Here is a 22,783-nt window from a genome sequence, read left to right on the forward strand (position 1 = left end):
GGAAAGTCAATGAAATCAACGATCTACCAACACCACCTCCGCGCCAGTGCTAGCTTTTCGTACCGTCACTTATTGCACTGAAAACGAGGAGACCCCGGGAATGACAAGGGCGGCCAATGGCCGCCCTTGCTGCTCCTGGTTCGCGTGCCTACGCGGCGCCGAGTGACTGCCGCACCGCGTCCAGGGCCTCGCGAAAGTCGGCAGGTGTCGCCTGGCCCGTCTCGGCCTGGTAAAACACGACCATGAAAGCGTTCGCCACGGCCTCGGCGAGCGGCCCGAGCTGCCGCGCCGCGTCCTGGTCTAGCCAGTCGAGCGCGGCGAGTTGCACGGCTGCATGATGAACGGCCTGCGTTGCATTGGTAGGATTCAGGGTTGCCATGATTCACCTCTCTAACAGGTGGGTTGTGGAAGTGTCGGCCGGCCCCACGCCGGCCGACGCGCTTATCGGCTGCCGGTGCCGTAGAAGCCGGCGGCCTCGGCCAGCGGCGTGCTTCTCGCGCTGCTGCCGTAGCTGCTGGCATTGCCGCCCGACCTGGCCGCCAGCTTGGTGGCCTCAATGACGGGCGGAGCAGGTCGATCAACAAAGGCCGCAACTTCTGCCGCCGGGTCTGCATCAGTCGATTGATCGTCGACCGGCTCAACCTCACCCGCCTGCGCCTGGCGCTGCTCGGCAGCGGCAACGTCCAGGCAGTCGAAAAATCCTCTCGGCGTCATCGTCATACCTCCTTGTCGCGGTTGGCGAACGCGGCCACTTCATCATCAGGATCAGCAGCAGCCGAATCGGCCCCTGCCAGGCTGTTGCCGCCGAAGCTGGGCACATCCTCCACCGCCTGGTCTGTCTGGCTGCTCGCCCGGATCGCGGCGGCGATCTTCCCGCCTGTGGTGTCGGCGATGCGTTCGGCGGCGGCGTCGCGGATGCTGGCCGCCTTGGCCTTCGCAACGTCGCCAATGCCTTGCACCAGGTTCGCAGCCGTCGCAGCGACAAGGCTTCCCGCACCTCGGCCGGCTTGGCCGCCGGCGTCGCTGCTGCCGCCGGCCTTCGAGCCGCCGCCATCGCCGCTACCCTTCGAGCTGGAGCCGGCTTTGTCGCCGCCCCTCGATTCGCCGCCGCTGCTGCCCGAACTGCTGGAGCTTCCAGATCTGTAAAAGCCGGCCGCCTGGCCGAGCGGCGTACTTGTGCCGGCACTGGAACCGCCGCCACCAAAGCCCGCCGCCTGCGCGAACGATCCAACATCGGAATCACCGCCAGCACCACCACCAAACATGGGCACTCCGCCCGATTCGCCACCGGCGCTAGCCCCTGCTTTCTCGAACGCCGCCTTAATCGCCGACATGCCGCCGGCGGCCGAGGTCGCACCGCCCATCACGGCCGCGCCAGCCACGCTGGCCGCTCCGGCGGCCATGCTCGCCGCGCCCATAGCCGCACCGATGGCGGCACCTGCACCGAAGTTGCCAATGCCGCCAGCGCCACCGATGCCCGAGCCGGTGATGATGCCGGCGACAAGCGGGGGCACACGATTGACCAGCATGAGCAACGCCACGCAGAAAACCAGCATCACGCCCAGCTCTTCAAAGTTCAGGGTGCCGGTGTTCATCCTGGCGTAGAAGCTGGAAAGCAGGTCGTTCCCGATGCCGACCAGGAGCACCATCGTCATGATCTGCGCGGCCACGCCCAGCACGGTCTTGTAGTAGTTGATCGCCATGTCGGAAGTCCAACGGCTTCCACCGAAGCCGAGGAAGAAGATTCCGGCGTACATCAGCAGCCAGCCTGATACGAGCAGCAGCAACATATTCACGGCGACAACAGCCAGCAGGATCAGGATGCCGACGCTCAAGGCCACACCGATGAAGCTATCCACTGGCGACCAGATCGACGAGTTCCTGAATGCCTGCTTCAAGATCATGAAGCCGATATCCACAATGCCCGAGGGTGTCACCGACGCCACCCCGGACGCCTGCTCGCCGATCCGGGCCAGTGACTGGATGATCGAGTTGGCGAAGGCCGGGCCGTTGCGCAACAGCCAGAGGAAGAAGCCGAAGAACAGGATGAACCTGATGAACTCGGCGAAGAACTCGCCAATGTCAGCCTTGCGCAGCGCCATGAAGCCGAAGGTGAAAACCAGCGAGATCGTGCCCAGCGTCCAGAACAGGAACATCGCGGCATTCATCATCACCGTCTGCCAGGACGTGGCTCGCGTGGCGAACTCCGTCACCACCTGGTCAAGCATCCCCTGATTGGTGAGTTGGGCCGATGCGGCGGTGGAGTAAAGCGCGAGGGCGACGCCGATCAGCACCGCCTTTTGCAGTGTTTTCATGGCTTCGCCTCTTTCTGGTCTTTCGGGTCGGCCAGTTCGAGCCAGTTCATGGGCTTCTCGGTCGGCGCGATGCCGCCGGCGGCCGGCGACCGGCGCGAGCACAGCCCGGCGAATTTCTCGCGCGTGGCCCTGTCCTGGATCTTCTTGATCGCCTCGATCTGGCAATTGGTGTCATTGACCTCGGGCATGGGCGGGATGGCCGGCTTGTTGTCGCAACCAGCCACCAGCACCACCACGAGGCCGGTAAGCAGCATCGTTTTCTTCATGGTGCAGGGCCTCCGTCAGCGGGTCAGTTCGAGCCAGTTTCTCGGGTTGGCCGTCCGCTCGATCCTGGACTCCCGGGAAGTCGCGCCGGCGGCCTGCTGTTGCGCCTCTAGGTCGGCCTGCGCCTGCATCCTGGCCGTCGCGGCGTTCTGCTGTGCGATCAGCAGGCCACGGATTTGCAGAAGCTGGTTTGCCTGGTTGGCGGCGAGCTGGTTGGCGTAGCCGATGGCCTGCATCTGCCCGGTCGCGCCCTGCGCGGCGGACTGGAGCCGTTCGAGCTGGCGAGCATCGGCGGAAAGGTTGCGCTGCTGTTGCTCCAGGCCCTTGAAAAGCGCGTCGTTCGCCTTCTTCTGACTCTCGCTCGCCAGGCTGCGGTTTTGCTCCATCGCAGCGCGCTCGGCATCCGAGCACCCAGCGGCCGAGAAGCAAGGCGAACCACGGTAATAGGCCACATCCTGGAACTTGCCCAGGTACGCATCGATGCTGCCGAGCTGATTCCGGTAGTAGTTCAGCGTGTCGGTGGCGGCCATCAGTCCGTTGATGGTGGACTGCGCCTGGTCCCAGATATAGGCGGCCGGAGCCATGGTGTTTTGCAGCATGTTTTCGTACTGCTGCAATTGAGTCTGGTACTGCTCGATCTGCTTGAGCGTCTGCGCCACCGACTCAATGGCGGTCATGACGTTCTGCACCAGGTTGCCGCCGTCGATGACGGGGATGCCGGCCTGCGCCGGGGTGACGATGATGCTGCCGGCCAGAGCGGCGGCGAGCGCGGTTTTAGCCGCTAAAAAACGGACGTGCTTCATGGTCGCAATCTCCATTCGATGAAAGAAAGGCAATGCCTTGACCAAGCTCGCGCTTGCCCACGGCAAGGTTTCATCGAAGAGCTACGCCACTAGCTAATCGGTATCGCCCTTGGCACTGAGGCCAGGGCTTCGGTGGTTCTGCTCTCGGCCCTTACGGGGTGTCCCTGGCCTTATGCGTCCTCCCGAGAGTTGATAACGCTCAGGCCCGCGGCCTGGAAGTGCCTTGAACCGCCCCGGGTTTCGTGGAGGCTGGTTGGTTTAAGTCAGACCTCCACTGTGGAGGCTTGACTGGCGAGTTGCCGGTAGTAGTTTGCCTCAGCTTCTGCCGGCGGGATGTATCCAATGGGTCCGAATAACCTGTGGTGGTTGAACCAGGACACCCATTCCAGTGTTGCCAACTCCACCGACTCCCGGGTTGGCCAGGAGCGGCGATGAATCACTTCAGCCTTGTACAGCCCGTTGATGGTCTCGGCCAGGGCGTTGTCGTAGCTGTCGCCCTTGCTGCCCACCGAGGGCTCAATGCCGGCCTCCGCAAGCCTCTCTGAGTAGCGAATGGACACGTATTGAGAGCCGCGATCGGAATGATGGATCAATGAGCCATCGCGCTCGGGCTGTCTGTCATAGAGCGCCTGTTCCAGGGCATCCAGAACGAAGTCCGTGTGCATGGAACGGCTCACGCGCCAGCCCACGATACGCCTCGCATACACGTCGATCACAAAGGCCACGTACAACCAGCCCTGCCAAGTGGAGACATAGGTGAAATCTGAGACCCAGAGCTGATTGGGGCGGTCCGCTTTGAACTGCCGATTGACCCGATCCAGTGGGCACGGTGCCTTGGCATCACTGATGGTGGTTCGCACCACCTTGCCTCGCACCACACCGCGCAGGCCCAGGCGACGCATGAGCCGCTCGACCGTGCAGCGCGCCACCTTGATGCCCTCCCGGTTCATCTGCAACCAGACCTTGTCGGCACCGTAGACGCATTTGTTGGCCTGCCAGACGCGCTCGACCTGAGGAACCAAGGTCTCGTCACGTTTGGCACGAGCACCGCGCAGTTGGGGATTGCGTTGATGGGCAGCATGGCGCCAATAGCCTGAAGGGGCGATCTGCAGCACTTTGCAGATCGACTCGACCCCGAAGGCCTGTCGATGCTGATCAACGAAGTTGTTCAGGACTTCAGACGGCGGTCGAGCTCCGCCTGGGCGAAAAACGCACTGGCCAGTTTCAGAATCTCGTTGGCTTTGCGCAGCTCCTTGTTCTCGCGCTCGAGCTCCTTCAGGCGCTGCAGCTCGGAGGTGGTGATGCCTTCCTTGACCCCCGTATCGATTTCATCGCGCTTGACCCATTCGTTGAGGGTCTGCGGCACACAGCCAATCTTGGGAGCGATGGATTCAATGGCGGCCCACAGCGAGGGGTACTCGCCTCGGTGCTCCTGCACCATGCGAACAGCCCGCTCGCGGACCTCGGGTGAGAACTTGTTTGACTTCTTGCTCATGGCTCAATCCTCTCAGAGAAAAGAGCCTCCTCAAAATCCGGGGCGGTTCACCTCGTGTCGCGTCCGGCACACGAAAATTTAGCCGCTAAAACTCTCAACGGTCGGCCCTCGGCTGCACCACCGATTTCATAAGCCGACTCATTTCATCCTGAGTAGCTTCGATCCGAGCCAACAGGGCGAGGATCGTTGCATCGCCGAAACGGGCAGTGCGCGGATCGTCGGTCAGCCAGAGCTTGAGCAATCCGCCCAGCCGGCCAAGGTCGCCATTCACCCGCACCAGCTCACGCACGTAGTGGTAGTCCATGACTCCCTTGACCTGGTAGCCCTGGCCTACGTCGCGCAGATAGCGCGCCACGCTGATCCCCGCCATCTTGGCGTTCGCCTCAATCAGTTCGCGTTCTTCTGGAAGGCAGTACACCTTGATCGGCGGGCTGCCCTTCCTGGTGATTCGATTCTCGTCACCCATGTGTCCTCCAACCGGCGGTAGCCGGCAGCCTCGCAGAGCAGGATGCCCGTTGAGCGCCCCGCGCGAATAAGGGACAGTGAAGAAGGACAACCGGCTTGCCGGTGGGCCTACTTCACACATCCTGCCCGCCTTACGGCGTTGTTTTTGCCTCGTATGACTCATCGAACTTCGCGCTGTAACCGCACCGTTGCTTCGCAACAGCGCGCCAACAGCGGGAAAACCAACGGAAATTGCCAATGTCCGCGTGCTTGCAGCGATCCAAGAGGCCGGTAACAGCGTTTCAGCCATGCGCTTGCAGCGATTGAGCATGGAACTTTGCTTACTTCGTACCCTGCCCCATGGAGCTAGGCCGCGCATTGGTGATGTGCTGGCGAACGTACTTCAGGAACGTCTCATACCGGAAAGGGATGCGCCCGACCTCGCGCAGGTGCTCCCAGATGATCTTGAGCGCGTAGCCGGCCTCCATCGCTTCCTTCACGTCCGAGCGCACCGCCATGAAAGCGGCCAGGTAGTCCCTGCGCTTTGTTTGCGAGGTCTTCTGCTGAAGAGCCAGCCGTGCGGCCAGCTCCTCGGGGTAGCTGCTTTCTGTCGTCGCCATGTCCGTAAACCTCCGTTATCAACTGAACTACTGCGAAGGTTACGGAGTGCTGGCCTACACAACATTCCAATAATTGGCCGAAATGGTTGACATGGAGCCGATGACACAGGCACGCCCATCGAAACAGGGATGGCAGCTCATTCAGCACGGAAAATTGAACGCCAAGAGGGGAGTAGGCCGGGAGATCCCCGCCGCTCGGCCCCTCAAGTGTCAAAGAGAGGACCGCATCGTCAGAAGTGGCGATGCGAGCTCCAGCGCCGGCGGCCGTCATCGTCAGAACTGGCGATGGGGCCCTCGGTGCATCGTCGGACGTGGCGATGGTCGACCATGGCCCGGACATGGCCAGCCTCGCCGGAGATGACGATGCTGCAGCTCGACGTAGCGCGCGAAAGAAAGGCCGATCTCATGGCGTGGCCAGGGCATTGAATTGAACTGTTGTATGTTGTAGCGCGCTACAACATACAACACCTGCCTATTGACACTTGAGGGGCGCAGCGTTTTAGCCGCTAAAAAGAACCGGCCGGAGCTGACCGCCCTTCTGGCGTACAACTCGGCCGCAGGCCGACCATCGGCAAGGACTTGGCGTCGCCCTAAAGGGCGGCGGCAAGTGCCGCGCCTAGTGGATGATCTTGGAAGATCATGGATGGAATTTGCGGACTAGCCGCAAGCCCGCGCCGTTGCTCTGTTTTCCGGTTTGAGGCGGGGAGCGTTGCTACGGGTGAAGGGGAACGTTGCTACGGAGCTTGGGGAACGTTACTACGGGCTTCGGCCTGCCAATTTCCCACTTCCCTGCCGCATACTCGCTGACCTTCCATCCCACGGTGGCAAGCTCGGCCAGAGCCTTGCGGGCCTTCTGGCGGCGCTTCTTCATGGCCTCGGCGTTCGCCTGGTCCGGCCAGACATAACCGGAAAGGGTATCCAGTTCCACACGCCCGGCTTTGCCCGGATCGATCCAGCCGCATAGCCGCTGGTGAATCAGACGGGCCGGGTCAGTCTGTAGCGCCCGCACCTCGGCCATCTCGATGCGGGTATACGGGCGACGCCCAAGAATCGCCTCTGCAATCTGAGGATTCAGCGCGACGAATAGCCGTCCGTCCTCCTCGTCGAAGGCGTAGCTCATCAGGTGAAAAGACCTTTGCCTGCTCCCCTTGGTGACGACCACCGTCACGTTTGCCATGCGCAGCAAGCTCGCCTTGATCGCCCTGATATTGTCGCCGCCATCGGTCAAGCCGATTTCGCCTAGCAGGCTGGTCATACTCTCTCTCACGACCAGCGCATCCTGCCCTACCGCGTCGAACTTCGGCTCAAGGAATAGACGGAGTTGCTTCGGCAAGTCCGCTGTTGGCTCTGGCGTCAGGATGATGCCCTTCGGCCCTCCAAGAGCCACAAGACCTTGCAGCAGCCGCATGTCATCTGCGCCAAGAGGCTCGAATCCGACGAACCGCGCTAGTTCATTTTCGGCGTAGTGATACGTCACATCGAGCTTGAGCTTCTTCCGTTCGCCGCGCTTGAGACTGCGGAACAAGCCGGGGACCAAGCAGTGCATTGGATCGTGCCTGGCATGGGTGAGGTCAAAAGCCATCGCCTCGCCTCCGACCGTCACGTCCCTTTTCCTCATTCCGGCTGGCCACATACAGCTCCACCGGCACCAGCACGCCGCCGGCGTTCCGCATGTACCAGCGATCAAGCGGCGTGGCGTCGTAGTTCTGCTTGCTGACGCCGAAACGCACGAAGAAGCCGCGCCGCTCATCGCCGATGGGCTGCCGGTCATGGGCGCGGTCGCTGAGGCGCTTCGCCTCGTCCTCAGTCATGCGGGCGACGTAACCGCACCACCTGGCGTTGTCGATCAGCGCGGACGCGCCACGCGCGGCCTGCTGCTGGTCGGTCTGCCCTTCGCGGGCGCTTCCTTTGCTGACGTGGTGCAGGTAGAGCACGGATGCGCCCGTGGTAGCCGCGACCTGCTCCAGCACGGCCACGAGGTGGGCCATGTTGCCGTTGCTGTTCTCATCGAGGGCGTGGATGCGGCTCAGGGTGTCCAGCACGATCAGCCTCGCCCCGGCGCTGTACTCGATGACGCGGCGCAAGTGAGCCTCGTCCATGACGTTCAGGCGCTTGCCCATGATCGGCTCAAGCACGAGGTTCTCGGCGATGGCTTGGCGGGCTGTATGCCCGAGGTGCTGGCCGATGGCGTGAATGCGCCGGACAAGCGCGGGCGGCGGGTCTTCCCCGGCCAGATAGACCACGCGCCCGGTGTGTGCGGGGGCCAGGCCCACGAGGTCGCCGCCGGCAACGCTGCATGCGATGCTCATGGCCGCTTCCAGCGCCCAGAAGCTCTTGCCCGTGGCCCCTGGGGCGACGAGCGCGCCGACGGTTCCCGCGAGGAAGCCCGGCCATATGAAGTCCAGCACCGGCGGTTCGCACTCGAACGCCGCCAGGACGTCAATCGCCACGACTCAGTTCCCCGTTCCGTACAGGGATTCGTCGCTCAGCACCTCGGCGATCTGCGAGGTTCGAAAGTAGACGCGCCGACCGATCTTCAAGCGAGCCTTGTTGATTCGCCCCGCCCATTCGCTCGTCGTGCGCAAGCTGACCCGCAGGCCATCCGGTGATCGATCCAGGACGGAGGCGAGCTGTGCCATGCTCAGCAGCGGGCCGAAGCGTTGCAGTAGCGTGTCTTCTATCGTCATTGCGTAAACCTCCGCTATCAACTGAATTGCTACGAAGGTTAGGCGTTATTGGGGGTTGCCTACATCTTATTAGTTGTCCAAAATGGTTGACATGAAGAATGATCCAACCATTGTCATCTGGGAAGGCTGCGATCCCACTGTCTCGGAAGCCATCGGGCAGTTTGAGGATCGGTGGCGGCCGTATTCCGCCTCCTCGCGGCGCTACCCCATCGTTGGGCTGTTACAGGAACTCATTGACCCCGCCGTGGCTGCGTACACGGCGACGCTGCCACAACGCTACTTGGGCCATATCCCCGGAGCAGGAACAGGGGTGAGCTTCAGCGGAATCATTCGACTAGTTGGACTTGATGCGATGGTTCGCATGCAGCGGCAGTTGCTGCGCCAGTTCATCAAAACGGAGGATAGGCAGACGCCAAGAGATCGGCGGTTTGTTGCAACACTTGAATCGTTGATCGGGCTTGTATGGGACTGCGCCTGCAAACGGCCGGTGAAGTCGAAGGTGCGCGACACCCGACTGAATGGCGAACGCCTCCAGGGGTTCTGCCGGTTCTGCGGATCACTCGCCGAGCTGACCTCATTCGCCGGCGGGAGCGATGATCCGAAGGCGGACGATCCAGAGGAAAAGCTTCGACTAAGCAGCCTGTATTGCCTGGATCACCGGCCTAAATTGCCGAGCGGCGCATGGAACCCTGTCTACAGACAAGCAAGGCGATCCCTCGCGCAATTCGACCTCGAACTGGCGAGACTCAACCAGCAATGCGCGAAGCCGGCCACTGCCCAAGTGAAATCGGGCGATCAACTGGTTGACAGCTACTTCTTCCACTATGTCGCAGGCCAGACCTTACAGCCGGCGGACAAGGCAGAGCTGCGCAATCAAGCACGGCTGATGGTGGACTCGAAGCTATCGGATCGCAAAAAGCAGATGCTGATGCTCCAGCGGTCTGGACTCAATCAGTCGGAGATTGCGCGAAAGCTCGGCATCGAGCGCCAAGCGGTATCGAAGGCGCTGGCGGCGATCCCCGCGATGTTCCGCTTGAGTACAAAGCCGCGCTCACGGCGTCAACCTAATTGACCAACTAATAGGACGAAACAATCCGCATTGCCAGGCACCATCAGGCACATGTTCGCAAGTGACTGAAAGAGGCCAGGGGATGCAGGCAACGACAAGCAAGACGCTCATCAATCGGAAGAAGCTACTGGCAATGATCCCGCTGTCTGAGCGCACGATCTTCAACATGGAGCAGCGCGGGGAGTTTCCGCGCCGGATCGCACTCACCAGCCGAAACGTTGCCTGGGACTTGGCCGAGGTCGAGGAATGGATCGAGGCGCGGAAGTCGTCGGGCACTCAGGCGATGCGGCCAGGCTTCACTCAGTCGGTCGCAGCCGCCACTTTTTAGCCGCTAAAACGCCGCGCCCCTCAAGTGTCAATGACGCGCGAAGCCACACCTCGATGCTCGGGCGGTGCTGCTGAACCCGCCCTCCTCTGACTTACGCCTTCGGCCGTCTCAGCGTCCATTCGTCGATCATGTCCGCCCAGTCCTGCAACATCGCCGTGCGCTGCTCGCGGTACTCGGCCTTGTTGTAGACGGCCCTGACGCCCCGCTGTTCGTGCGCCAGGCACTTCTCGATCCAGTCCGTGTTGTAGCCGGCCTCATGCAGCAACGTACTGGCCGTGCGCCGCAAGTCATGCGGCCCGAACTTGGCGAGCGACTTCCCTTCCTTCTGCGCCAGCCGATACGTCAGCGTCAGCACCTGGTTGAGCGTGGCGCTGCTCATGGGTAAGTCCGAGTCATACCGCGACGGAAGCACGTAGTCCGATCCCCCCGCGAAGGTTTTCAGGGCGATGAAGATGTCCAGCGCCTGCCGGGACAGGAACACTAGATGTGGATTGCGCCGCTTCATCCGCTCCTTCGGGATCGTCCAAAGCGCGTCGCTGAAATTGATCTCGCTCCAGGTCGCGTTGGTCAGCTCGCTCTTGCGCACCATCGTCAACAGCAGCAGCTTGGCCGCCGCCCGAATGGATGGCGCTGTGCCGATGCGCTCCATGTACTGGTACATCAGGCCGATCTCGTCGGGCGTCAGCGCACGGTCGCGCGGCTCGAACTTGGCAATGGTCGTCGGGCGTACCAGCTCGGCCGGGTTCTCGACCTTCTGGCCGCGCTCGATGGCCCAGCGAAAGACCTGGAGCACCACCTCGCGGACATGCACGGCCGTCGCCGGCGCGCCGCGCTCGACGATGGCATCGGTCAGCGCGCGCAGGTCTTCGTGGGTGATCTCCACCAGCTTCTGATTGCCGAACTTTGGCTTCAGCTCGCGCTCGTAGACCGAGCGGCGCATGTCGCGGGTGGAGTCGGCCATCTGGTAGCCGCGCAGCCACTTTTCCGCCCAGGCCCCGAACGTCTCCGCGTCCTTGACGCGGGCCTTGTCCCGCGCCTTTTCCTTGGCCGGCGACTTCCCGGCCGCGATCATCTTCTTGGCCTCGCCCAACCGCTCGCGGGCTTCCGCCAGGGTGATCCCGCCGACACCGTAGCGGCCGAAGGTGATGGTCTCCTGCCTACCGTGGATCGAGTAGTTGTAGCGGAACGAGATCGCTCCGGCGGCCGTGACGGCTACATAGAGGCCGTCACGGTCATTCACCTTGTAGAGCTTGTCCTTCGGCTTCAGGTTGCGCAGCTTGGTATCGGTCAACATGGTTCTCGCCCTGATTCAGCTCAAATACCATGATCCGAAGACCGGCCCGTCCTAGCGTAAAACATCAATTAAATCATCGTATTACGCAAATTCGATACCATGAACATTCAGCAAGGGGGTCGCATGGTATCGGTGACTTCTCATGGCATAGAAGCATTCAATGCCATCCATCATGCCATGAAAAAACGGTGCTTGGCGATGCCAAATGTTGCCAGGCGGTGCCGAACGAGATCACAAAAAAGCCCGCAATGACGCGGGCGTAGGTGTGTTTTCGTGCTACCAGATGCTAGCCGGTGCCAGACGCCGAATCACTCCCACTCAATCGTCGCCGGCGGCTTCCCCGACACGTCATAAACGACCCGGTTCAAACCCCGCACTTCGTTGATGATCCGGTTCGAGCAGCGGCCCAGCAGCGCATACGGCAGGTGCGCCCAGTGCGCCGTCATGAAGTCGGTGGTCTGCACCGCGCGCAGCGCGACCACGTAGTCATAGGTGCGGCCGTCGCCCATCACGCCCACCGACTTGACCGGCAGGAACACGGCGAAGGCCTGGCTGGTCAGGTCGTACCAGCTCTTGCCGACGTGCCCTGGTTCGCACAGGCCGGCGGCGGCGTCCTGTTCGGTGGCGATGGTCTTGCGCAGTTCTTCGATGAAGATGGCATCGGCGCGGCGCAGCAGGTCGGCGTAGTCGCGCCTGACCTCGCCCAGGATGCGCACGCCCAGGCCCGGGCCGGGGAACGGGTGGCGGTAGACCATTTCGGGCGGCAGGCCCAGGGCCACGCCGAGTTCGCGCACTTCGTCCTTGAACAGGTCGCGCAGCGGCTCGAGCAGCTTCAGGCCCAGCGTTTCGGGCAGGCCGCCGACGTTGTGGTGGCTCTTGATGGTGGTGGCCTTCTTGGTCTTGGTGCCGCCCGACTCGACCACATCGGGGTAGATCGTGCCCTGCGCCAGCCACTTGGCGTTGGTCAGCTTGCGGGCCTCGGCCTGGAACACCTCGACGAACTCGCGGCCGATGATCTTGCGCTTCTGCTCGGGGTCGGTGACGCCGGCCAGGTGGCCCAGGAACTGGTCGGAGGCGTCGACATGGACCACCTTGGCGTGCAGGCGTCCGACGAACATTTCCATCACCAGCTTGCCTTCGTCCTGGCGCAGCAGGCCGTGGTCGACGAACACGCAGGTGAGCTGGTCGCCGATGGCGCGATGGATCAGCGCGGCGGCCACGGATGAATCGACGCCGCCGGACAGGCCCAGGATGACTTCTTCATCGCCGACCTGCTCGCGGATCCTGGCGACCGCTTCCTCGATATGGTCGCGCATGATCCAGTCAGGCTTGCAGCCGGCGATCTGCAGCACGAAGCGCTCCAGCATCTGGCGGCCCTTGACCGTATGCGTGACTTCGGGGTGGAACTGCACGGCGTAGTAGTGGCGCGTTTCGTCGGCCATGCCGGCGATCGGGCAGCTCGGCGTGGACGCCATCAGCTTGAAGCCGGGCGGCAGGCCGGTGACCTTGTCGCCATGGCTCATCCAGACCTTGAGCATGCCGTGGCCTTCCGGGGTGCGGAAGTCCTCGATGTCCTTGAGCAGCTCGGTATGGCCGTGGGCGCGCATCTCGGCGTAGCCGAATTCGCGGTGGTCGCTCCACTCGACCTTGCCGCCCAGCTGCACCGCCATGGTCTGCATGCCGTAGCAGATGCCGAGCACCGGCACGCCCAGGTCCCATACCGCCTGCGGCGCGCGCAGCTGGTGGTCTTCATAGGTGCTGGCGTGGCTGCCGGACAGGATGATCGCCTTGGGGGCGAATTCGCGCACGAACGCGTCGGTGACGTCGTTCGGGTGGATTTCGCAATAGACGTGCGCCTCGCGGACGCGGCGGGCGATCAGCTGCGTGACCTGCGAGCCGAAATCAAGGATGAGGATTTTGTCGTGCATGATGGGCCGATGGCGTGTCTTCCGGGATGGGCTCGGTCACGACTTCCGTGCCGGGGCCATAGCCCGGCGGCGGCGTGATGACCGGCTCGCGCCGGTATTCTGGGGTATTCGTCGGGCGCGCCGCGGGGGCGACGCCGGGTTCCTTCCTGCTTTCCTGTTCCTGCAGCGCGCGTTCCATCTTTCGTTGCTGTTCGCGCACGCGCACGCGCTTGGCCGCCGGGATCTGCACCACGGCGAAGAACAGCAGCACCACCGCCATGGTCGGCAGCCAGAGCTTGCCGGCGCCTTCCAGCGGCAGTTCCAGGAACACCATCCAGGCGATGATCAGCACCGCGCTGGCGAGGTTCACGTAGCCTGCCGTGCGCGCCACCGGCACCGTCAGCTGGCCATTGAAGGCGGCCTGCCACAGCAGCACCGACAGCCCCACCAGGGCCACGCCCAGCAGCTGCCCGAACAGCGCAGGCTGCGGCTGCGGCAACTGCAGCGCCGCGTACAGCGTGGTGAACGGGGACATCAGCAGCAGGACGCCCAGCAGCAGGTCCACCAGGGCATCGAAAAACAGCACGGCTCGCAGCAACACCTTCATTGGCGCTCCTCGTCTTGGCCCCGGCCGGTGTGCGGCGGGCATCAGGACTACGCCTGCATGGCGCGCGGCCAGGTTCGGATGGGATGGCGGGTCGGGCGCGGGCACGCGCTGGCGCGCCCGCGCCCCGATGCCGGCGGCCGCGCACCGCCTGCAGGGACGGTGCGCGGCCACGGGGCATCAGTCGATATGGTAGTTCGGGGCTTCCTTGGTGATCTGCACGTCGTGCACGTGCGATTCACGCATGCCGGCCGCCGTGATCTGGACGAACTGCGCGCTCTCGTGCCAGTCGGCAATCGACTTGCTGCCGCAATAGCCCATCGAGGCGCGCACGCCGCCGGTCAGCTGGTGGATGATCGCCATCACCGAGCCCTTGTACGGCACGCGCCCTTCGATGCCTTCCGGGACCAGCTTGTCGACGTTGGCGGTGTTGTCTTCCTGGAAGTAGCGGTCGGCCGCGCCGTCCTTCATCGCCCCCACCGAGCCCATGCCGCGATAGCTCTTGAACGAGCGGCCCTGGAACAGGAAGGTTTCGCCCGGCGCTTCCTCGGTGCCCGAGAACATGCCGCCCATCATCACGGTGTGCGCGCCGGCCGCGAGGGCCTTGGCCACGTCGCCGGAATAACGCACGCCGCCGTCCGCGATCAGCGGTACGCCGGTGCCCTTGAGCGCTTCGGCCACGTTGGAGACGGCGGTGATCTGCGGCACGCCGACGCCGGCAACGATACGCGTGGTGCAGATCGAGCCCGGGCCGATGCCGACCTTGACGCCGTCGGCGCCATGCTCGACCAGCGCGCGCGCGGCGTCGCCGGTGGCGATGTTGCCGCCCACCACCTGCACCTGCGGGAAGTTCTGCTTGACCCAGCGCACGCGGTCCAGCACGCCCTGGCTGTGGCCATGCGCCGTATCCACCACAATCACATCGACGCCGGCCTTGACCAGCAGCTCGACACGCTCGTCGTTGTCCGGGCCCACGCCCACCGCGGCGCCTACGCGCAGCTGGCCGTGGTCGTCCTTGCTGGCGAGCGGGTTGTCCACCGCCTTCTGGATGTCCTTCACGGTGATCAGGCCGCGCAGCTCGAAGGCCTGGTTCACCACCACCACGCGCTCGAGGCGGTGGCGGTTCATCAGCCGCTTGGCTTCTTCCAGCGGCGCGCCCTCGGCCACCGTCACCAGCTTCTCGCGCGGGGTCATCTTGGCGCGTACCGGAGCGTCGAGCTCTTCCTCGAAGCGCAGGTCGCGGTTGGTGATGATGCCGACCACGGCCTTGCCCTCGACCACCGGGAACCCGGAAATGCCGTGCTGCTGCGACAGCGCGATCACATCGCGGATCTTCATGTCCGGCGAAATGGTGATCGGGTCACGCAGCACGCCCGACTCATAGCGCTTGACGCGCGCCACTTCGCGGGCCTGGTCGGCGGGCTTCAGGTTCTTGTGGATGATGCCGATGCCGCCGGCCTGCGCCATGGAAATCGCCAGGCGCGCTTCCGTCACGGTGTCCATCGCCGCGGAGACCAGCGGGATGTTCAGTTCAATGGAGCGGGTCAGGCTGGTGCGGAGGGAAACATCCCGGGGAAGGACGGCCGAATAGGCCGGGACGAGCAGCACGTCATCGAATGTGAGTGCTTTCTGGACAAGACGCATAGCAATTCCTCTAGGCGCAAAACCGAATTATACAGGAATGCGCGATTTGCAGAGGCCCGGCAACGGCCTTTGCGGGGTGCGGTCTGCTATGCTCGTTGTCTTTTTACTCGGGCACGGCGAAGTATGGGAATCGGCGTATTGTGCGGGCTGCTGGCTGGTGCGTTCTGGGGCATGGTCTTCATTGCTCCCAAGCTGCTGCCCGCGTTTTCGCCGTGGGAGCTGGCCATCGGCCGCTACCTGGCCTACGGGCTGGTGGCCTGCGTGGCGGCGCTGCCGCTGCTGCGGCGCATCGCGCGCAAGCTGACCCGTGCCGACTGCGTCGCGCTGCTGCGCCAGGCCTTTACCGGCAATCTGCTCTACTACGTGCTGCTGGCCTTTGGCGTGCAGCTGGCCGGGGTGGGCCCGACTTCGCTGATCATCGGCATCCTGCCGATCACGGTCACCATCATGGGCCGGCGCGACCACGGCGCGGTGCCGCTGGCGCGCCTGCTGTGGCCGCTGCTGGTGGTGGCCGCCGGCATTGCCTGCATCAATATCGACCTGTTCGGCGGCGGCCAGAGCGCGCATGCGGCGGCGGCCGGCGCGGTGGCGCGGCCGGTATGGCAGAAGCTGGCCGGGGTCTGCTGCGCGGCCGGCGCGCTGGTCTGCTGGACCCTCTACGCGGTCGACAACGCGCGCTACCTGCAGCGCAACCCGCATTACAGCGGCAATGAATGGTCGGCGCTGTACGGGCTGTCGACCGGCGCGGTGTCGGCGGTGCTGGCGGCAATCGGCTGGATGTTCGCCGGCGACACCCTGGGCGCCGCCGACAGCGGCCGCGACTGGCAGTGGTTCTGGATGGTCAATGCCGCGGTGGCGCTGGGCGCTTCGCTGATCGGCAACAACCTGTGGAATATCGCCAGCCGGCGCCTGCCGCTGACGCTGTCGGGCCAGATGATCGTGTTCGAAACGCTGTTTGCGCTGGCCTATGGCTTTGTCTTCGACCACCGCTGGCCGCGTCCGCTGGAGATCGCCGCGATCGTGTTGCTGATGATCGGCGTGGCCTGGTCGGTGCGCTTGCACGCCACCGACAAGTCTGCGTAGACTAGCGAACCATGGCGCGGGGGTCACACGCGCCAGAAAAATACAAAGCATCTTCCAGGGTCAGACCGGCGCTACGCATTGCCTCGCAGGCGGGGCGCCCGGCCATCGCCGCGGCTGTGCTGCCGTGGCCTTGCCATGCATGCAGCCGGCGGCCCGTGCTTCCAGAGCCACTTCGAGACGCCTCGCCATGCTCCGCTCTTCCGTGCCGTGCCTGCTTGCCGCTGCCCTTGCCGTCCCTGTGCCGGCCCTTGCCTACTGGCAGTGGCGCGACGCCAACGGGCACATGGTCTACAGCGACGTGCCCCCGTCCACGGCGGCCGCCAAAGTGCTGCGCGCCCCCGGTCGCCATGCCGGCGAATTCCAGCCAGTCCAGGCCCAGGCGGCGGACGCCGCAGCGCCCGCCCCGGCCAAGGCTTCGAGCAAGCCCGCCGTCGCCGCGCCAACGCCCGAAGAAGCCTTCCAGAAGCGCCGCGAAGCCAGCCTCAAAGCCGCCGCCGAAGACGCCCGCAAGGAAACCGAGGCGGCCGAGCGCGCCGTGCGCTGCGCGCAGCTGCGCAATTACGCCACCGGACTGCAGCAGGGCATGCGCGCCGCGGTCGCCGGGCCGGATGGTTCGCTGCAGCACCTGAACAGCGAGCAGCGCCAGGCGGAAATTCTCAAGACCAGCGCCAATCTGGAGAAGCACTGCAGCTGAAGCAAAGGAAGACGGGGCCGATCCGGCCCCGTTGGCTTTGGCGGCGAGGCGCGGCTCAGCCGTTGCCGCGCAACCATTTCTGGCCTTCGCGCGTGCCGCTGGCGCGCTGCTTCTGTACCCGCTTGCGGCGCGCCTGCTTCGGATCCGCCGTCAGCGGCCGGTACACCTCGACGCGATCGCCCTCGCGCACCACCGTCTCCGGGGTCTTGAGCTTGCCGAAAATGCCCACGCGCATGGTGGCGGGGTCGACCTCCGGACAAGCCTGCTGCAGCCCCGAGCCGACGATGGCCGCGGCAATGGTGGTGCCGGCGGGCACGTCGATCGCCTTCAGGAACACGGCATCCGGGCGCGCGTAGCAGACCTCGACATGCACCGTGCCGGCGCCGCGTTCAGCTGGTGCCATACACCACCTCGGCGCGCTTGACGAAGGCATCGACAAAGGTATTGGCGATCATGCTGAACACCGGGCCGATGAGCTTCTCCAGCAGCAGGCTGGAAAACTCATAGTGCAGGTGGAACTCGATCTTGCAGGCGTCTTCGCGCAATGGCGTAAAGCGCCATGACCCGTTGAACGTCTTGAACGGCCCGTCGGCAAAGGTCATGTCGATACGCGTGGGACGCTCCTGGGTGTTGCGCGTATGGAAGAACTGCTGGATGCCCTTGAAGTGGATATGGATCTTGGCGTCGAGCATGGTCTCGGTCTGCTCGAACACCTCCACGCCGCCGCACCATGGCAGGAACTTGGGATAGTCCTCCACGCGGGTGACCAGGTCGTACATCTGCGCGGCGGAGTAACCGAGCAGGACGGATTTATGGACGTCTGCCATGTATGGGGAAATCTGGCTTGCGGCCCTGCCGCGCGCGCTGCGCGGCAGGCATGCGCCTGTGCCGGGGGCTGGTTTGCTAGAATCCCGATTTTAGCCGACACGCGCGCCCCGCGGCATCCCGCCATGTGGCGGTGCAGCGAACCGGCCAGAATCCACCCTACCGCACCCCTACCCGCACGCATGACCATTGCAGATAACAAGAAGGCCTTCTTCGACTATTTCATCGAGGAACGTTACGAGGCCGGGATCGTGCTGGAAGGCTGGGAGGTCAAGGCGATCCGCGCCGGGCGCGTGCAGATCAAGGAAGGCTACGTGGTCGTGCGCGACGCCGAGATGTTCCTGATCGGCGCCCATATCAGCCCGCTGCAAAGCGCCTCCACCCACATCAAGCCCGACCCGGTACGCACGCGCAAGCTGCTGCTCAAGGCCGACGAGATCAAGAAGCTGATCGGCAAGGTTGAGCAGCGCGGCTACACGCTGGTGCCGCTGAACCTGCATTACACCCGCGGCCGCGTCAAATGCGAAATCGGCCTGGCCAAGGGCAAGAAGCAGTTCGACAAGCGCGAGACCGAGAAGCAGCGCGACTGGCAGCGCGAGAAGGCCCGCATCATGAAGGGCGACGCCAAGGACTGAGCCCCGGCGGCACCCTGTTATTCAGCCGCCCATCAAGCGGCCTTCTGCTGCCCCTTCACGATCTGCAGGGCCGTGGCGATCATGCTGCTCATGTCGCCCAGATTGCCCGGCACGATCAGCGTATTGCCCTGCTTGGCCAGGTTGCCGAACGCGGCGACGTATTCCTCGGCCACCTTCAGGTTGACCGCATCCATGCCGCCTTCGGCGCGGATCGCGTTGCCGATCTTCTGGATCGCCTGCGCATTGGCCTCGGCCACCGCCAGGATCGCGCTCGCCTCGCCCTGGGCGGTGTTGATGGCCGCCTGGCGCTCGCCCTCCGACTTCTGGATCGCCGCTTCGCGCGCGCCGGTGGCCAGGTTGATCTGCTCCTGGCGCTTGCCTTCGGACGCCGCGATCAGCGCGCGCTTTTCGCGCTCGGCGGTGATCTGCGCCTGCATCGCATGCAGGATTTCCTTGGGCGGGGTCAGGTCCTTGATCTCGTAGCGCAGCACCTTCACGCCCCAGTTGGAGGCGGCTTCGTCGAGCGCGTTGACCACGCTGTGGTTGATGAACTCGCGCTCTTCAAAGGTCTTGTCCAGTTCCAGCTTGCCGATCACCGAGCGCAGCGTGGTCTGCGACAGCTGCGTGATCGCGACCACGAAGTTGCTCGAGCCGTACGACGCCTTCATCGGGTCGGTGACCTGGAAGTACAGCACGCCATCGACCTGCAGCTGCGTGTTGTCCTTGGTGATGCAGACCTGGCTGGGCACATCCAGCGGGATTTCCTTGAGCACGTGCTTGTAGGCGACGCGGTCGACGAACGGCACCACGATCGACAGCCCCGGCGTCAGGGTGGCGTGATAGCGGCCCAGGCGCTCGAGCACCCAGGCATGCTGCTGCGGCACGATCTTGATGCCCTTGGCAATCAGCACGATCACGGCGATAAGGATAATCAGCGGCAGCAAACCAAGCTGAAAAGCGAGCATGTCACGACCCTCCAGGCAGAACACATCGGTACGGCGCCGCCGGTCGGCGGCAGGCGGAACCCACCGCGGCGGCGGCCGCGATGGGCAAAAAAGTCAGAAGACAGGGCTTCAGCGCGGCGACACCACCAGCGTGCTGCCGCGCACCGCGACGATGCGGTAGCGGCCCGGCGCCAGGGCGCGGTCAGGCGGGCAATCGGGCGCGAGCTCGACGGTCCAGTCGGCGCCGCGGTACGGCACGCGGGCGCGCCGGTTGGCGTCCCACGCGGGCACGTCGAGTTCCTGGCCGATATCGAGATTGACGTTGGGATCGGCCGCGGCATTGCCGCGCCGCAGCTTGCCGAAGCGGGTGCGGCGCAGCCCGGCGATCAGCACCGCCGCGACCAGCGCGCCGGTCAGTGTCTGCGCCGCGGGCGATGCGCCGAGCAAGGCCGCGATCCCGGCGGCGGCCAGGCCCACCGAAACCATCAGCAGGTAGAACGTGCCGGTGTTCAGTTCGACGATCACCAGCACCACCGCTGCCACGAACCAGATGTAGTACGCCATCCAAGCTCCCGTTCGTCCTGCGACTTCCCGAAAAAGTAAAAAACCCCGCAGCGCCGTTCAGCGTCTGCGGGGCTTTGCAACACCTGACGCAGGGCCGGTGCTTCCGCCGGCTGCCCGAAGGCGCCGGCAATCGTTATTGTGACGTCAAATGCCTCAGGAGGCCAGCTTTTGCCAGGTCTCGACCACCGAGTCCGGGTTCAGCGAGATCGACTTGATGCCTTCCTTGGCCAGCCATGCGGCAAAGTCCGGATGGTCCGAAGGACCCTGGCCGCAGATGCCGACGTACTTGTCCAGGCGGATGCACGCCGAGATCGCGCGCGACAGCATGAAGCACACCGCCGGATCGCGTTCGTCGAAGTCCTTGGCCAGCAGTTCCATGCCGGAATCGCGGTCCAGGCCCAGCGTCAGCTGGGTCAGGTCGTTCGAGCCGATCGAGAAGCCGTCGAAGTACTGCAGGAACTCTTCAGCCAGGATCGCGTTGGACGGCACTTCGCACATCATGATGATGCGCAGGCCGTTCTCGCCGCGCTTCAGGCCGTGCTTGGCGAGCAGCCCGATGACCTTCTCGGCCTGGCCCAGCGTGCGCACGAACGGCACCATGATCTCGACGTTGGTCAGGCCCATTTCGTCGCGCACGCGCTTCATGGCCTTGCATTCCATCTCGAAGGCTTCGGCGAAGTCTTCGGCGATGTAGCGCGACGCGCCGCGGAAGCCCAGCATCGGGTTTTCCTCGTCCGGCTCGTAGCGCGAACCGCCGATCAGCTTCTTGTACTCGTTGGACTTGAAGTCCGACAGGCGCACGATCACGGGCTTCGGGTAGAACGCCGCGCCGATGGTGGCGATGCCCTCGGCCAGCTTGTCGACATAGAACGCGCGCGGGCTGGCATGGCCGCGGGCCACGCTTTCGACGGCCTTCTTCAGGTCGGCGTCGACTTGCGGGTAGTCGAGGATGGCCTTCGGGTGGACGCCGATATTGTTGTTGATGATGAATTCCAGGCGGGCCAGGCCGACGCCGTTGTTCGGGATCTGCGCGAAGTCGAACGCCAGTTGCGGATTGCCGACGTTCATCATCAGCTTGACGTCGATTTCGGGCATCTCGCCACGCTGGACCTCGGTCACTTCGGTTTCCAGCAGGCCGTCGTAGATGCGGCCTTCGTCGCCCTCGGCGCACGACACGGTCACCAGCGTGCCGTCCTTGAGCACGTCGGTGGCATCGCCGCAGCCGACCACGGCCGGCACGCCCAGTTCACGCGCGATGATGGCGGCGTGGCAGGTACGGCCGCCACGGTTGGTGACGATGGCCGAGGCACGCTTCATCACCGGCTCCCAGTTCGGGTCGGTCATGTCGGCCACCAGCACGTCGCCGGGCTGCACGCGTTCCATCTCGGACGGGTCGTTGATCACGCGGACCGGGCCGGTGCCGATCTTCTGGCCGATGGCGCGGCCGCTGGTCAGCACCGGGGCGGTGCCCTTGAGCTTGAAGCGCAGTTCGGCCTTGCCGGCGGACTGGCTCTTCACCGTTTCCGGGCGGGCCTGCAGGATGTAGATCTTGCCGTCCTTGCCGTCCTTGCCCCACTCGATATCCATCGGGCGGCCATAGTGCTTCTCGATGATCATCGCGTAGCGCGCCAGCTCGGTCACGTCCTCATCAGAGATCGAGTAGCGGTTGCGCAGTTCGCCCGGCACGTCGACGGTCTTCACGCGGCCGGCTTCGCCCGGCTTGGTGAATTCCATCTTGATCAGCTTGGAGCCGATCGAGCGGCGGATGATCGGGTACTTGCCCGCTTGCAGCGTCGGCTTGAAGACGTAGAACTCGTCCGGGTTGACCGCGCCCTGCACCACCGTTTCGCCCAGGCCGTAGCTGGAGGTGATGAAGACCACGTCGGGGAAGCCCGATTCGGTGTCGATGGTGAACATCACGCCCGAAGCGGCCAGGTCCGAACGGACCATGCGCTGGACGCCGGCGGACAGCGCCACCACGTCGTGGGCAAAGCCCTTGTGCACGCGGTAGGAAATGGCGCGGTCGTTGTACAGCGAGGCGAACACGTGCTTGATCTTGTCGAGCACGTCGTCGATGCCGCTGACGTTGAGGTAGGACTCCTGCTGGCCGGCGAAGGAGGCGTCGGGCAGGTCTTCGGCGGTGGCCGACGAACGCACCGCGAACGAGGCCTCGGCGCCTTCGCGCTCGGCCGCGCGGGCATAGAATTCGCGGATTTCCTGTTCCAGGCGCGGCTGGAACGGGGCGGTGGCGACCCAGTCGCGGATCTCGGCGCCGGCCTCGGCCAGGGCCTTGACGTCGTCGACGTTCAGGGTCTTCAGGCGCTGCGAGATGCGCTCGGTCAGGTTGTTGTGGGCGAGGAAGTCGCGGAAGGCGAGCGCGGTGGTGGCAAAGCCGCCCGGGACCCGGACGCCGGCTTCGGCCAGCTGGGAGATCATCTCGCCCAGCGACGAATTCTTGCCGCCGACGATTTCCACGTCAGCCATGCGCAACTGCTCGAACGGCAGCACATAGGCGCCGTTATCTGCCTGGTTAGTCATGAGAGCCTCAAAACAAAGTAGAAAAC

General features: G+C 64.3%; 25 protein-coding genes and 1 other annotated feature. Of the genes, 5 read left to right on the forward strand and 20 right to left on the reverse strand.

Annotation, left to right across the window (positions count from 1 at the left end):
- Nucleotides 1-148 precede the first annotated feature (148 nt).
- The 11 genes from CBM2594_RS09255 to CBM2594_RS09305 all read right to left on the reverse strand — a co-directional run bounded on the left by CBM2594_RS09255 (nt 149) and on the right by CBM2594_RS09305 (nt 8,628).
- Nucleotides 149-379: a type I toxin-antitoxin system ptaRNA1 family toxin gene (locus tag CBM2594_RS09255; RefSeq protein WP_010378963.1), complete on the reverse strand. Its 231-nt coding sequence runs from the start codon at nt 377-379 to the stop codon at nt 149-151.
- 62 nt (nt 380-441) lie between these two features.
- Nucleotides 442-720: a hypothetical protein gene (locus CBM2594_RS09260; protein ID WP_116356576.1), complete on the reverse strand. Its 279-nt coding sequence runs from the start codon at nt 718-720 to the stop codon at nt 442-444.
- Nucleotides 717-2,315 (reverse strand): P-type conjugative transfer protein TrbL, encoded by a 1,599-nt coding sequence (trbL, locus tag CBM2594_RS09265; protein WP_116356577.1) that lies wholly within the window; start codon nt 2,313-2,315, stop codon nt 717-719. The genes CBM2594_RS09260 and trbL overlap by 4 nt, the downstream gene beginning before the upstream one ends.
- Nucleotides 2,312-2,569, reverse strand: a complete 258-nt coding sequence (gene trbK, locus CBM2594_RS09270) for an entry exclusion lipoprotein TrbK (RefSeq protein WP_232346592.1) — start codon at nt 2,567-2,569, stop codon at nt 2,312-2,314. Before trbK ends, trbL begins: the two co-directional genes overlap by 4 nt.
- A 27-nt stretch (nt 2,570-2,596) precedes the next feature.
- Complete coding sequence (trbJ, locus tag CBM2594_RS09275; protein WP_033996778.1) at nt 2,597-3,382, reverse strand: P-type conjugative transfer protein TrbJ; 786 nt, start codon at nt 3,380-3,382, stop codon at nt 2,597-2,599.
- 263 nt (nt 3,383-3,645) lie between these two features.
- Nucleotides 3,646-4,877, reverse strand: a protein-coding gene (locus tag CBM2594_RS09280) for an IS3 family transposase (RefSeq protein WP_116356579.1) whose coding sequence is annotated in 2 segments (ribosomal slippage) — nt 3,646-4,586 and nt 4,586-4,877 — 1,233 coding nt in all. Because the reading frame shifts where the segments join, the coding sequence is not laid out codon by codon here.
- Nucleotides 4,480-4,596 (reverse strand) — a sequence feature (AL1L pseudoknot). (Overlaps the previous gene by 117 nt.)
- A 94-nt stretch (nt 4,878-4,971) precedes the next feature.
- Entirely contained in the window at nt 4,972-5,343 is a 372-nt protein-coding gene (traJ, locus tag CBM2594_RS09285; RefSeq protein WP_090336134.1) for a conjugal transfer transcriptional regulator TraJ, read from the reverse strand.
- A 319-nt stretch (nt 5,344-5,662) separates the two neighbouring features.
- Entirely contained in the window at nt 5,663-5,941 is a 279-nt protein-coding gene (locus tag CBM2594_RS09290; protein WP_047350570.1) for a TraK family protein, read from the reverse strand.
- A 712-nt stretch (nt 5,942-6,653) separates the two neighbouring features.
- Complete coding sequence (gene repC, locus CBM2594_RS09295) at nt 6,654-7,523, reverse strand: replication protein C, IncQ-type (RefSeq protein WP_011805736.1); 870 nt, start codon at nt 7,521-7,523, stop codon at nt 6,654-6,656.
- Complete coding sequence (locus CBM2594_RS09300) at nt 7,513-8,391, reverse strand: helicase RepA family protein (protein WP_116356581.1); 879 nt, start codon at nt 8,389-8,391, stop codon at nt 7,513-7,515. Before CBM2594_RS09300 ends, repC begins: the two co-directional genes overlap by 11 nt.
- A 3-nt stretch (nt 8,392-8,394) precedes the next feature.
- Nucleotides 8,395-8,628, reverse strand: coding sequence for a plasmid-related protein (locus CBM2594_RS09305; RefSeq protein ID WP_033996783.1), 234 nt, complete (start codon nt 8,626-8,628; stop codon nt 8,395-8,397).
- A 91-nt stretch (nt 8,629-8,719) separates the two neighbouring features.
- Between CBM2594_RS09305 and CBM2594_RS09310 the strand changes: the two genes are divergently transcribed.
- Both CBM2594_RS09310 and CBM2594_RS09315 read left to right on the forward strand, forming a co-directional pair.
- A complete protein-coding gene (locus tag CBM2594_RS09310; protein WP_232346593.1) occupies nt 8,720-9,700 on the forward strand; it encodes a LuxR family transcriptional regulator in 981 nt (326 codons plus the stop codon).
- 79 nt (nt 9,701-9,779) lie between these two features.
- Nucleotides 9,780-10,025 carry a helix-turn-helix transcriptional regulator gene (locus tag CBM2594_RS09315; RefSeq protein ID WP_011805740.1) on the forward strand — a complete coding sequence of 82 codons (246 nt, stop codon included), beginning with the start codon at nt 9,780-9,782 and terminating at the stop codon, nt 10,023-10,025.
- Between the two features lie 91 nt (nt 10,026-10,116).
- Here the strand turns inward: CBM2594_RS09315 and CBM2594_RS09320 are convergent, their stop codons facing one another.
- The 4 genes from CBM2594_RS09320 to guaB form a co-directional block, all read right to left on the reverse strand.
- A complete protein-coding gene (locus tag CBM2594_RS09320) occupies nt 10,117-11,319 on the reverse strand; it encodes a tyrosine-type recombinase/integrase (RefSeq protein ID WP_011805741.1) in 1,203 nt (400 codons plus the stop codon).
- Between the two features lie 308 nt (nt 11,320-11,627).
- On the reverse strand, nt 11,628-13,247 hold the full coding sequence (gene guaA, locus CBM2594_RS09325) for a glutamine-hydrolyzing GMP synthase (protein ID WP_116356582.1): 1,620 nt from the start codon (nt 13,245-13,247) through the stop codon (nt 11,628-11,630).
- The gene (locus CBM2594_RS09330) at nt 13,222-13,833 is read right to left on the reverse strand and encodes a hypothetical protein (protein WP_116356583.1); all 612 of its coding nucleotides are present in this window, start codon (nt 13,831-13,833) and stop codon (nt 13,222-13,224) included. The genes guaA and CBM2594_RS09330 overlap by 26 nt, the downstream gene beginning before the upstream one ends.
- 177 nt (nt 13,834-14,010) lie before the next feature.
- A complete protein-coding gene (guaB, locus tag CBM2594_RS09335) occupies nt 14,011-15,474 on the reverse strand; it encodes an IMP dehydrogenase (protein WP_116356584.1) in 1,464 nt (487 codons plus the stop codon).
- Between the two features lie 123 nt (nt 15,475-15,597).
- Between guaB and CBM2594_RS09340 the strand changes: the two genes are divergently transcribed.
- Together CBM2594_RS09340 and CBM2594_RS09345 are read left to right on the forward strand one after the other, a co-directional pair.
- The gene (locus tag CBM2594_RS09340) at nt 15,598-16,557 is read left to right on the forward strand and encodes a DMT family transporter (RefSeq protein WP_116356585.1); all 960 of its coding nucleotides are present in this window, start codon (nt 15,598-15,600) and stop codon (nt 16,555-16,557) included.
- A gap of 187 nt (nt 16,558-16,744) precedes the next feature.
- Nucleotides 16,745-17,251: a DUF4124 domain-containing protein gene (locus CBM2594_RS09345; RefSeq protein ID WP_116356586.1), complete on the forward strand. Its 507-nt coding sequence runs from the start codon at nt 16,745-16,747 to the stop codon at nt 17,249-17,251.
- 55 nt (nt 17,252-17,306) lie between these two features.
- On the opposite strand, the gene CBM2594_RS09350 is transcribed toward CBM2594_RS09345, so the two are convergent.
- Entirely contained in the window at nt 17,307-17,654 is a 348-nt protein-coding gene (locus tag CBM2594_RS09350) for an RnfH family protein (RefSeq protein ID WP_116356587.1), read from the reverse strand.
- On the reverse strand, nt 17,641-18,078 hold the full coding sequence (locus tag CBM2594_RS09355; protein ID WP_116356588.1) for a type II toxin-antitoxin system RatA family toxin: 438 nt from the start codon (nt 18,076-18,078) through the stop codon (nt 17,641-17,643). The genes CBM2594_RS09350 and CBM2594_RS09355 overlap by 14 nt, the downstream gene beginning before the upstream one ends.
- Before the next feature lie 180 nt (nt 18,079-18,258).
- Between CBM2594_RS09355 and smpB the strand changes: the two genes are divergently transcribed.
- On the forward strand, nt 18,259-18,711 hold the full coding sequence (gene smpB / locus CBM2594_RS09360) for an SsrA-binding protein SmpB (RefSeq protein WP_116356589.1): 453 nt from the start codon (nt 18,259-18,261) through the stop codon (nt 18,709-18,711).
- A gap of 32 nt (nt 18,712-18,743) precedes the next feature.
- Here smpB and CBM2594_RS09365 read toward each other — a convergent pair whose 3' ends face one another.
- The 3 genes from CBM2594_RS09365 to ppsA all read right to left on the reverse strand — a co-directional run bounded on the left by CBM2594_RS09365 (nt 18,744) and on the right by ppsA (nt 22,757).
- Nucleotides 18,744-19,676 carry an SPFH domain-containing protein gene (locus CBM2594_RS09365; protein WP_116356590.1) on the reverse strand — a complete coding sequence of 311 codons (933 nt, stop codon included), beginning with the start codon at nt 19,674-19,676 and terminating at the stop codon, nt 18,744-18,746.
- Between the two features lie 108 nt (nt 19,677-19,784).
- Nucleotides 19,785-20,219, reverse strand: coding sequence for an NfeD family protein (locus tag CBM2594_RS09370; protein WP_116356591.1), 435 nt, complete (start codon nt 20,217-20,219; stop codon nt 19,785-19,787).
- Nucleotides 20,220-20,372: 153 nt separating this feature from the next.
- Nucleotides 20,373-22,757 carry a phosphoenolpyruvate synthase gene (gene ppsA, locus CBM2594_RS09375; protein WP_116356592.1) on the reverse strand — a complete coding sequence of 795 codons (2,385 nt, stop codon included), beginning with the start codon at nt 22,755-22,757 and terminating at the stop codon, nt 20,373-20,375.
- Nucleotides 22,758-22,783 lie beyond the last annotated feature (26 nt).

This window comes from Cupriavidus taiwanensis, from assembly GCF_900249755.1.
In the GTDB taxonomy this organism is placed as follows: domain Bacteria; phylum Pseudomonadota; class Gammaproteobacteria; order Burkholderiales; family Burkholderiaceae; genus Cupriavidus; species Cupriavidus taiwanensis_D.